Origin of the sequence: Paraburkholderia sp. Ac-20347 (assembly GCF_017104805.1) — a bacterium.
Lineage (GTDB): Bacteria > Pseudomonadota > Gammaproteobacteria > Burkholderiales > Burkholderiaceae > Paraburkholderia > Paraburkholderia tropica.
In genome coordinates this window covers 1-10,603 of sequence record NZ_JAAGPN010000272.1, presented here as the reverse complement: position 1 = coordinate 10,603, position 10,603 = coordinate 1, and the positions used below count along the sequence as shown (strand labels likewise).

The following is a 10,603-nucleotide window of genomic DNA, read 5'->3' as shown; positions in this document are numbered from 1 at the left end:
AGTGTGCGGGCGAAGCGCGCCGCGTCCTCGACGGCTTGCGGCGTGGCGCTGCGGCTGCCCACCACCGCGACGCTGCGCGCGTGCAGCAGATCGAGCCGCCCCTTCACGTAGAGCAGCGGCGGCGGACCGGTCATCGTCAGCAAGCGCGGCGGATAGGCGGCGTCGGCGAGCGGCACGAGCGCGTTGCCGGTCTGCGCGCACCAGTCGCGCACCGCTTCGGCCTGTTGCGCGAAGCCGGATGGCGGCGCAGCGAGTGCCGCTTGCGCCGCCTCGCCACCCGCGACGGCTGCGAGCGCACTGAACGATTGCGCGAGCACCTGTTGCGGCAACCCGAACGCGCCCAGCAATGCGCGCAGCGCGGCGGGCTTCAGGCCGCGTGCGCAGGCGAGACGCAGCCAGGCGTGGAGTTCGTCCGATGCCAGCGGCAGCGGAGCCGACGGCAACGGCGCGGGCGGCTGAGGAAGCAACGGCGGAACGAGCATGGGCGATTCTCCCGTGGGCGGGCGAAGCGCAGCCCGTCGTGTTAAAATTTTCACCATCCGAAATTTGTTGGCGGCGCTCGTTGAGGACTCACTGAGGCGCTGCTGCAACGCGCCGCAGCGAGGCATCGCCCTTGCGCGGCCGCGTTGGCCCGTGCGAGTGCGCGAGCGGCACGGCACCGGCTGCCCGAGGCGGGCGGCGCGTTGAATCCGGCCGTTTTGTCCGTATATCCTCCGTATCCTGTACTGGGCCCGCAAGCTGGCCGAACGGCCAGTCCGCGCGCGATCCGCAACATCGGCGCGGCCTGCCGCCCAACGAGAAACCGTGAAATCATGGCTCTACTGAATATTCTTCATTACCCGGACAAGCGCCTGCACAAGGTCGCCAAGCCGGTCGAAGTGGTCAACGACCGCATCCGCAAACTCGTCGCCGACATGGCCGAGACGATGTACGCAGCGCCCGGCGTCGGCCTCGCCGCCACCCAGGTGGACGTGCACGAGCGGGTCGTGGTGATCGACGTGTCCGACGCGCACGACGAACTGCAGGTGTTCATCAACCCGGAAATCGTCTGGTCGAGCGACGAGCGCGAAGTGCACGAAGAGGGTTGCCTCTCGGTGCCGGGCATCTACGACGAAGTCGAGCGCGCGGAGAAAGTGCGCGTGCGCGCCCTGAACGAGAAGGGCGAGAGCTACGAAGTCGACTGCGAAGGCCTGCTCGCCGTGTGCATCCAGCACGAGATGGATCACCTGATGGGCAAGGTGTTCGTGGAATACCTCTCGTCGCTCAAGCAGACGCGCATCAAGAGCAAGATGAAGAAGCTCGAACGCGCGATGTAAGCGCCGCGCACGCCAGCCGTGCGCATCACTGTTTCACCCCGTATTCGCTTGTGCCCATGAGCCACTCTCTTCGCGTGATCTTCGCCGGTACGCCGGAATTCGCCGCCGCGGCGCTCGCCGCCATTCACGAGGCGGGCTTTCCCGTGCCGCTCGTGCTGACCCAGCCCGATCGTCCCGCCGGACGCGGCATGAAACTCCAGGCGAGCCCGGTCAAGCGTTACGCGCAGGAGCACGGGATTGCAGTGGCACAGCCCACTTCGCTGCGCCGCGCCGGCAAGTATCCGCAGGAGGCCGCCGAGGCCATCGAGCTGCTGCGCGCCACGCCGCACGACGTCATGGTGGTGGCGGCCTACGGCCTGATCCTGCCGCAGGAAGTGCTCGACATTCCGACGGACGGCTGCATCAACATTCACGCTTCGATCCTGCCGCGCTGGCGCGGCGCCGCGCCGATCCATCGCGCGATCGAGGCCGGCGACGCCGAGACCGGCATCACGCTGATGCAGATGGACGCGGGCCTCGACACCGGTCCGATGATCTCGGAAGTACGCACGCCGATCACGCCCACCGACACCACGGCGACGCTGCACGACCGCCTCGCGAATCTGGGTGCGCAACTCGTGGTGGACTGGCTGACCCAGCTCGAACGCACCGGCCAGTTGCCGCTCACGCCGCAGCCCACCGACGGCGTGACCTACGCCGAGAAGATCGGCAAGCAGGAAGCCGCGCTCGATTTCCGCCGCTCCGCCGTCGCGCTCGCGCGCCAGATTCGCGCGTTCGATCCGTTCCCGGGCGGCGCGGCCACGCTCGACGGCGCGCAGCTCAAGCTGTGGGCCGCCGAACCGGCCACCGACGTGACGCTGCCCGAAGCCGCCGCGCCGGGCCAGATTCTCGAGGTCTCGCCCACGGGCGTGGTGGTGGCGTGCGGCGAGGGCGCATTGCGCCTCACGCAGCTGCAAAAGCCGGGCGGCAAGCGCCTGCCCGCGCGCGAATTCCTGGCCGGCATGCCGCTCTCGGCAGGCCAGCGTTTCGCGTTGCCCGACGAATCCGCAGCGTAAATCCGGGCGCAATCGCGCGCCAGTCATCCGTTCGGCCAGGTGACGCGCGCCACGCTGTGCGCGTTAGAATCGGTGGGTTGCTTCGAGGCCCGGTCGCGTCTCGATCGAGCCCCGCGCGAGAGCGTTCGTGCGCTATTTCTTCACCGTATTTGCAGAGAAAGTCATGTTCGGCATCACCCATTTCGGCTTCTTCGTGGTCGCAGTTTTCCTCCTGAACGTCACGCCCGGCCCTGACACCGCTTATATCGTCGGCCGCAGCGTCGCGCAGGGCCGCAGCGCCGGTCTGGTGTCGGCGCTCGGCATCTCGGCGGGCTGCTGCGTGCATGCGCTCGCCTGCGCGTTCGGTCTCACGGCGCTGCTGGCGGCGTCGGCCACCGCGTTCACGGTCATCAAGCTGGTGGGCGCGTGCTACCTGGTGTATCTCGGCGTGCGCCTGATCTTCGCGAAGAGCGAAGCGAAGGCCAGCGAGCCCGAAGCCGGCGAAGCGCGCGCCGCTGCGCCGCGTCCGCTGCGCCAGTTGTTCCTTTCGGGTTTCTGGACCAATGTGCTGAATCCGAAGGTCGTGCTGTTCTTCGTCTCGTTTTTCCCGCAGTTCGTGAGCGTGACGAGCCCGCACAAGGTGATCGCATTCCTCACGCTCGGCGTGGTGTTCGTGCTGATGAGCTGGGTCTGGAACAGCTTCGTCGCGTGGATCGCGGGCAGCGTCACACAGCGTTTCTCGGGCAAGCCGGGCATCAAGAAGTGGCTCGACCGCACCGTCGGCACGGCGTTCGTCGGGCTTGGCGTGAAGCTCGCGACCACCACGCGTTAAACCTGGCGCTGACTGCTGAGTCGAATGCCCGGCTGAAACTGCGCGCCGCCCGCAAAACGGCGCGCGGAGATTGAATTTTTCGCACCCGCCCTTATCTAACAGATCGCTTACAATGCGCTCGCTGCCGCGGCCTGTCCCTTTGAGGGATGGCGCGCGGCGGGCGTCCAACGATTTGATCCCCACTGGGTGAAGGAGCACAGCACATGTTCAACTGGGTCAAGACCGCGATGTTGATGGCCGCGATTACGGCCCTGTTCATCGCGATTGGCGGTTTGATCGGCGGGCGCAGCGGGATGATGTTCGCGCTCGTGATCGCGCTCGGCATGAACTTCTTCTCGTACTGGTTCTCGGACAAGATGGTTCTGCGCATGTACAACGCGCAGGAAGTCGACGAAACCACGGCGCCGCAGTTCTACCGCATGGTTCGCGATCTGGCCACGCGAGCGAATCTGCCCATGCCGCGCGTCTATCTCATCAACGAAGATGCGCCCAACGCGTTCGCCACGGGCCGCAATCCCGAGCACGCGGCGGTGGCGGCGACCACGGGCATTCTGCGCGTGCTGTCCGAGCGCGAGATGCGAGGGGTGATGGCGCACGAACTCGCGCACGTGAAGCACCGCGACATCCTCATTTCGACGATCTCGGCCACCATGGCCGGCGCGATTTCGGCGCTCGCCAACTTCGCGATGATCTTCGGCGGCCGCGACGAAAACGGTCGCCCGACGAACCCCATCGCGGGCATCGCTGTCGCGCTGCTGGCGCCGATCGCGGGCGCGCTCATCCAGATGGCGATTTCGCGCGCGCGTGAATTCGAGGCCGATCGGGGCGGCGCGGAGATTTCGGGCGATCCGCAGGCGCTGGCGTCGGCGCTCGACAAGATTCATCGCTACGCGCAGGGCATCCCGTTTGCCGCCGCCGAGCAGCATCCGGCTACCGCGCAGATGATGATCATGAATCCGCTCTCGGGCGGCGGCATCCAGAATCTGTTCAGCACGCACCCGTCCACGGAAGAACGCATCCGCCGTCTGATGGAGATGGCGTCGGGGCAGCGCTAAGCTGGGAACGATCGCGCACGCAGCGCGAGCGCATCACGAAAAACGCCTCTTTCGAGGCGTTTTTTTATGCCTGCCTGATGCCGATGTGCGACGGCGGACGCGCGTGATCGACCTTGCGCAGCGCGCGCTGGCGCAGCGAAATCGCAAAGAAGAGACCGTAGACGCTCACAATCCACATCAGGTCGAGGAAGAGGAAAACGTGCGTGAGCCGCGCCAGCATCCACGCGACGGCAAACGCAACCGGAACGACATAGGCGATCAGCCGTTGCGCGCGATCCTCGGGCCGCGTGCTCTGAAACAGCGAGATATAGCAGCACGCGAACAGCGCGCCGATGTCGTATTCCTTCAGGCGCGGATTCAGGATGATCGCGAAGGCGATCACGTAGAACAGCTTGCCCGAGACCTCGTTGAAGCCGATCGTGCGCGGCTCGCGCAACGGATTGATCCCGTAAAGAAAGAGCGCGACAACGATGACTTCGTGGATCAGCACGTCCTGAAGCGCCGAGAGGCTCGCGACGCGCTGCTGCAGAATGCCGGAAAGCACGAGGCCCGAGTCGTGCTGCGTGAGCACCTGCCAGCGCAGGCGTGTTTCGAAACCGGCCCACAACTGCGGTTCGAGCAGCATTTGCGCGGCGTCCACGCACGCGACGCAAATCGGGATGGCGAAAAAGTAGCGGAGGCCTTTCGGCAGAAACAGAAAGACGAGCGCATAGGCCGCGAAGTAAATCTTGATCGACGCGAACAGCACGATGACGATCGCGGCGAGTCCGTAGCCGAGCGCGGCGCGGCGCTCGCTGCGCGACGCCGAATAGAGCAGCGCGACGATCAGCAAGTGCGAGAAGGTCGCGAAATTCGCCGTGAGCAGCGCGCCGACGCCCGCGCCGCCCGCGAGAAAGCCCACGCTGGCGGCCCAGACGAAATCCGTCTTGCGCACGCTGTACACCACGTAGGCAAGCGTCGCGAGCGCGAACAGCAGATAAATGGCGAGAAACGGCACGTTCGCGAACAGATTCAGAAAGATCGGCGGATAGACCAGCGGAAAGTCCGAAGCCGCGATGCCGTACGGATCGACGCCGAGGTGGTAGCGCGTGAGCGCGGACGTGTAACTGCTGTAGTCCCAGAAGGGCGTGAGCAGCTTGTGAGATCCCTGAGCGGCCACCGCGAACAGCACGGCAAAGACCAGGAACACGAGATCGAATCTTTTTCCGAACAGTTTCATGGCGGCCTTTACCGGTGGTAGCGGGGCGTTTGCCATTTTGCAGCGCAAACTCAGGCGAAATCGGCAGTTTTCTAGTGCGCGAACGCCGAGCCCGAAAGCGGGCGCGGTGCGGCGATCCGTCGAGTTCTCTGCGCCGCATGGGCGGCGTTGCGCCCACGCCACGCTACAATGGCTCGCTTGTGCTTTGCTTATGCCAGTACGCCGCGCCACGCGGCTCGCATCCGGTTTTTTCATGACATCCAGCCATTCCCGTCGCCCGTCGGGCACTGCCGGCAAAGCCGGCCAGACCCGCGCAGGCCGTTCTGCACGTTCCGCTTCGACTGCCCGGCAATCCGGCGCGCCGGCGGCGCTCGCGCCCGTGCATCTGGCCCCCGACTCGCTCGGCTTCGCGCTCGATCAGGCGGCCCAGGCCGTCGGCGCGGTTCGAGCCGGCGCGGCGTTGCCTGCCGCGCTGTCGAACGCGTTCGCGTCCCTGCCGCATGAGCTTGCCTCGGTCGCGCGCGGTGCGGTGCAGGACATCGCGTATCGCACGATGCGCCGCCTCGGCACGGTCGACTGGCTGATCAAGCAGCGCGTGAGCAAGGCGCCGCCCGCCCACGTGACGAACCTGCTGGCCTGCGCGCTCGCGCTCCTCGTCGACGACGAAGCGCACGCCGCCTACACGCCGTTTACGGTCGTCGATCAGGTCGTGCGCACGGTGGGCGCGCGCCGCGAGATCGCCTTCGCGAAGGGCCTCGTGAACGCCGTGCTGCGCGGTTTCCTGCGCGAGCGCGATCAGACGCTGGCCGCCGCGCAAGCCGACGACGTCGCGCGCTGGAACTATCCGCAATGGTGGATCGACGCGGTGCGCCGCGCGTGGCCCGCGCAATGGGAAGCGATTCTCGCCACGGGCAACACGCACGGTCCGCTGACGCTGCGCGTGAACGCGCGCCGCACGAACGCCGCCGACTATGTGCAGCGCCTCGCCGCCGAGAACATCGCCGCGACGCAGATCGGCACGCACGCCGTGCGGCTGGCCACGCCGCTGCCCGTGGATCGCATTCCGGGCTTCCTCGCGGGCGACGTGTCCGTGCAGGATGCGGGCGCGCAGATCGCCGCCGAAATCCTCGGCGTTCGCGACGGTATGCGCGTGCTCGATGCGTGCGCGGCGCCCGGCGGCAAGAGCGGCCATCTGCTCGAACTCGCCGACATCGACCTGATCGCGCTGGAGAGCGACGCCTCGCGCGCGGGGCGTATCGGCGAGAACTTCGCGCGTCTGGGTTTCGCGCAGGACGACGCCGCGCATCCGTTGCGTCACGCGCGCGTCGTGGTCGGCGATGCGGGCGAGCCGCAAGCGTGGTTCAAAGCTGAAGGCGAAGCCGAAGCAGAGCGCTTCGACCGCATTCTCGCCGACGTCCCGTGCTCGGCCTCGGGCATCGTGCGACGTCATCCCGATATTCGCTGGCTGCGCCGCGAGCGCGATATCGCGGCGCTCGTCAAGGAGCAGCGCCGCATCGTCGAAGCCTTGTGGAGCCTGCTCAAGCCGGGCGGCGAACTGCTCTACGTGACCTGCTCGCTGTTCCCCGAGGAAGGCGAGGCGCAGGCGGCCTGGTTTGAAAGCAGCCGTGAGGATGCGGTACGATTGGATGCTCCGGGGCAACTGTTGCCCACCGCGGCCGATGGCGCGCCGGCCGATCGCCCCGCGGATCACGACGGATTCTTCTACGCGCGCTTCCAGAAACGGTGACCATCAAACGCTTCTTCCCGCTGCGCTTCGCGGCCCTGCTCTGGGTCGCGTTGTTCTTTGGCTTCATGGCCGCCGCGCCGGCGCGCGCCGATTCGATCTCGGTGCAGCGCGCCTCGTTGCAGGCCGACGGCTCCGGCTGGAGCCTCGACGCCCGCTTCGATTTCGATCTCAACAGCAGCCTGGAAGACGCGGTCAACAAGGGCATCCCGCTCTACTTCACCACCGATTTCGAACTCACGCGCCCGCGCTGGTACTGGTTCGACGAACAACCCGTGAGCGTCTCGCAAAGCATTCGCCTCTCGTTCCAGCCGCTCACGCGCGAATATCGCGTCTCGAGCGGCGGTCTCCAGCTCGGTTTTTCGACGCTGGCGGAAGCGCTCGCCGTCATCAAGCACGTCACGTCGTGGCACGTGATCGAGCGCAATCAGGTGCATCCGGGCGAGACCTACACGGCCTCGGTGCGCATGCAGCTCGACGTCGCGCTCATGCCCAAGCCGTTCCAGATCGATGCGGTCAACAACCGCGACTGGAACCTCGCTTCCGACTGGAAGCGCTTTAGCTTCACGGTGACCGAACGTGCTAAATAAAGTGCGCCGCGCCACCGGAGGCAGTGTCAGCAGCTTCGTCGTGAGGCTGCTGGTGTCCACCGTCGCGTTCACCGCGGCGCTGCTGCTCGTCCTGCTCGCCGCCGCGAGCGCGAACACGGAATTCTTCGACCGCTATTACGGCTGGCTCTACGCGGCCAACATCGGCGTCGCGATCATCTTCATGTCGGTGGTCACGGCGCTCGTGATCGTGATCGTCGTGCGTTTGCGGCGCGGCAAGTTCGGCACGCGATTACTCGCCAAGCTCGCGTTCTTCTTCGCGCTCGTGGGCGTGGTGCCGGGCGGCATCATCTACATCGTCTCGTATCAGTTCGTCTCGCGCTCGATCGAGTCGTGGTTCGACGTGAACGTGGAAACCGCGCTCACGGCGGGTCTCAATCTCGGGCGCGGCATGCTCGACGCCTCGCTGTCCGATCTGCAGACCAAGGCGCGCCTGATGGCCGAGCAGATCGCGAGCGGCGACGCGGCCGGCACGACGCTCACGCTGCTGCGCGCGCGCGACCAGTTCGGCGTGCAGGACGCGACCATCGTCGAGCCGGTGCGCAGCATGTCGGGCGCGGCGCCGGACATGCACGTGGTTGCGCAGGCATCGAGCAACTTCTCCTCGCTGATGCCCGCCGATCTGCCCACCACGCTGATGATCGATCAGGCGCGCGGGCGCGGTTATGCGGCGATCGAAGGCGAAGTCGACGGCGATCCGCATCTGCATGGACCCAAGGGCGCGCTGAGGTTGCGCGTCGTCACGCGCATTCCCGACGGCAATACCACCGACCTGCAGCCCGCCGAACGCTTCCTGCAACTCGAACAGCCCGTGCCCGCCGCGCTCGCGCGCAACGCGGACGCCGTGCAGCGCGCCTATCGCGAATATCAGGAAAAGGCGCTCGGCCGCACGGGCCTGCGCAAGATGTACATCGGCACGCTCACGCTCGCGCTGTTCCTCGCGACCTTCGTGGCGATGATGCTCGCGCTCGCGCTCGGCAATCAGCTCGCGCGGCCGCTGTTCCTGCTCGCGCAGGGCACGAAGGAAGTGACCGAGGGCGACTACACGCCCAAACGCGAAATCAAGTCGCGCGACGAGCTGGGCTTCCTCACGCAGTCGTTCAACGCGATGACGCGGCAGCTCTCCGAAGCGCGCCAGGCCGTCGAGAAGAACCGCGTCGCGCTCGAACATTCGAAGGCGTATCTCGAAAGCATCCTCGCCAATCTCACGGCGGGCGTGTTCGTGTTCGACCGGCAGTTCCGCCTGACCACGGCGAACCCCGGCGCGGAACGCATCTTCCGTCATCCGTTCCAGACCCAGGTGGGCTTGCCGATCGATCACGTGGCCGCGCTCGGCGACTTCGCGGCGATGGTGCGCAAGGCCTTCGCCGATCAGGAAGCGTCGCGCATGGGCGGCGACAACGGCGGCGTCGATCGCGGCCACTGGCAGCAGCAGTTCTCGGTGCCCGTGCCGGGCGAAACCGATCCGCTGACGCTGCTCGTGCGCGGCGCGCGTCTCGTCTCCGACACCGGCCGCGACGCGGGCGACATGCAGACTTCGGGCTACGTCGTCGTGTTCGACGACATTTCCGACGTGATCTCGGCACAGCGCTCGGTCGCGTGGGGCGAAGTCGCGCGGCGTCTCGCGCACGAGATCAAGAATCCGCTCACGCCCATTCAGCTGTCCGCCGAGCGTCTGCAGATGAAGCTCTCGGACAAGCTCGCGCCGTCGGACGCCGAAGTGCTCAAGCGCGGCGCGACGACCATCGTCAATCAGGTCGCGGCCATGAAGCAGATGGTCGACAACTTCCGTGACTATGCGCGCACGCCGCCGGCGGTGCTCGCGAGCCTGCAGTTGAACGACCTCGTGAGCGAAGTGCTCACGCTCTACGGCGCGGAAGAAGGCAAGAGCGCGATCAAGGTCGAGCTGTCGACGCTGCCCGTGATACGTGGCGACGCGACGCAATTGCGCCAGGTCATCCACAACCTCCTGCAGAATGCGCAGGACGCCGTGGCCGATGTCGCGCAGCCTCGTGTAACGCTCGAAACGCGGGCCGTAGAATACGGCGATGCGGACGCGCAGGGTCACACGCGCGTCGCGGTGCGTCTCACGGTCTCGGACAACGGTTCGGGTTTTCCGGCACGCATCCTCACGCGTGCCTTTGAACCCTACGTGACGACGAAGGCCAAAGGAACAGGACTCGGGCTTGCGATGGTCAAGAAGATCGTCGACGAGCACGGCGCGCGCATCGACATTCGAAACCGCATGAAAGCGGGCGATGTGATCGAAGGCGCGCAAATATCGATTCTCTTTCTCCAGCTCGCCGACGACGTCGACCCGGACGCCAACGCAAACGCACGTTCAAGCGTTACAGCGGAGCAGGGATCAAAAGCAACAGTGCAGACAAGGGCAGCGTAAATGGCAACCATCCTGGTGGTAGACGATGAAATGGGCATCCGGGAATTGCTCTCGGAGATCCTCAGCGACGAGGGACACGTCGTGGAGCTCGCGGAGGACGCGCAACAGGCGCGTGAATTCCGTCAGCGTCAGGTGCCTGACCTGGTGCTGCTCGATATCTGGATGCCCGACACCGACGGCGTCACGCTCCTCAAGGAGTGGGCCGCGCAAGGCCAGCTCTCGATGCCGGTCATCATGATGTCGGGACATGCGACCATCGACACGGCGGTCGAGGCGACCAAGATCGGCGCGCTCAACTTCCTCGAGAAACCGATCGCGCTGCAAAAGCTGCTGAAGGCAGTCGAGCAGGGTCTCGCGCGCGGCACAGCCGCGCCGGTGCCGGCGGCGGGTGCGCCTGGCGCGAAGCCGGTGGCGGGCG

At 66.3% G+C, this 10,603-nt stretch carries 9 protein-coding genes and 1 pseudogene; 8 read left to right on the top strand and 2 right to left on the bottom strand.

Annotation, left to right across the window (positions count from 1 at the left end):
- The coding region (locus G3N97_RS32115; RefSeq protein WP_205996955.1) for a DNA-processing protein DprA at positions 1-482 on the bottom strand (482 nt) is incomplete at its 3' end.
- A 330-nt stretch (positions 483-812) separates the two neighbouring features.
- On the opposite strand from G3N97_RS32115, the gene def reads away from it, so the two are divergent.
- The 4 genes from def to htpX all read left to right on the top strand — a co-directional run bounded on the left by def (position 813) and on the right by htpX (position 4,237).
- Complete coding sequence (def, locus tag G3N97_RS32110) at positions 813-1,316, top strand: peptide deformylase (protein ID WP_205996954.1); 504 nt, start codon at positions 813-815, stop codon at positions 1,314-1,316.
- A 56-nt stretch (positions 1,317-1,372) separates the two neighbouring features.
- Positions 1,373-2,371: a methionyl-tRNA formyltransferase gene (gene fmt, locus G3N97_RS32105; RefSeq protein WP_205996953.1), complete on the top strand. Its 999-nt coding sequence runs from the start codon at positions 1,373-1,375 to the stop codon at positions 2,369-2,371.
- 163 nt (positions 2,372-2,534) lie between these two features.
- Entirely contained in the window at positions 2,535-3,182 is a 648-nt protein-coding gene (locus tag G3N97_RS32100) for a LysE family translocator (RefSeq protein ID WP_065061827.1), read from the top strand.
- 203 nt (positions 3,183-3,385) lie between these two features.
- Positions 3,386-4,237, top strand: a complete 852-nt coding sequence (gene htpX / locus G3N97_RS32095; protein WP_065061828.1) for a zinc metalloprotease HtpX — start codon at positions 3,386-3,388, stop codon at positions 4,235-4,237.
- A gap of 64 nt (positions 4,238-4,301) precedes the next feature.
- Here htpX and G3N97_RS32090 read toward each other — a convergent pair whose 3' ends face one another.
- A complete protein-coding gene (locus tag G3N97_RS32090) occupies positions 4,302-5,456 on the bottom strand; it encodes a hypothetical protein (RefSeq protein WP_205996952.1) in 1,155 nt (384 codons plus the stop codon).
- A gap of 232 nt (positions 5,457-5,688) precedes the next feature.
- Here G3N97_RS32090 and rsmB point away from each other — a divergent pair, with 232 nt between their 5' ends.
- The 4 genes and pseudogenes from rsmB to esaR all read left to right on the top strand — a co-directional run.
- On the top strand, positions 5,689-7,182 hold the full coding sequence (gene rsmB / locus G3N97_RS32085; protein WP_205996956.1) for a 16S rRNA (cytosine(967)-C(5))-methyltransferase RsmB: 1,494 nt from the start codon (positions 5,689-5,691) through the stop codon (positions 7,180-7,182).
- Positions 7,179-7,769 (top strand): DUF4390 domain-containing protein, encoded by a 591-nt coding sequence (locus tag G3N97_RS32080; protein WP_205996951.1) that lies wholly within the window; start codon positions 7,179-7,181, stop codon positions 7,767-7,769. The genes rsmB and G3N97_RS32080 overlap by 4 nt, the downstream gene beginning before the upstream one ends.
- Entirely contained in the window at positions 7,759-10,185 is a 2,427-nt protein-coding gene (locus G3N97_RS32075; protein WP_205996950.1) for a PAS domain-containing sensor histidine kinase, read from the top strand. Before G3N97_RS32080 ends, G3N97_RS32075 begins: the two co-directional genes overlap by 11 nt.
- Positions 10,186-10,603: pseudogene (gene esaR, locus G3N97_RS32070) on the top strand (response regulator transcription factor EsaR); the annotation flags it as partial. It lies immediately after the preceding gene.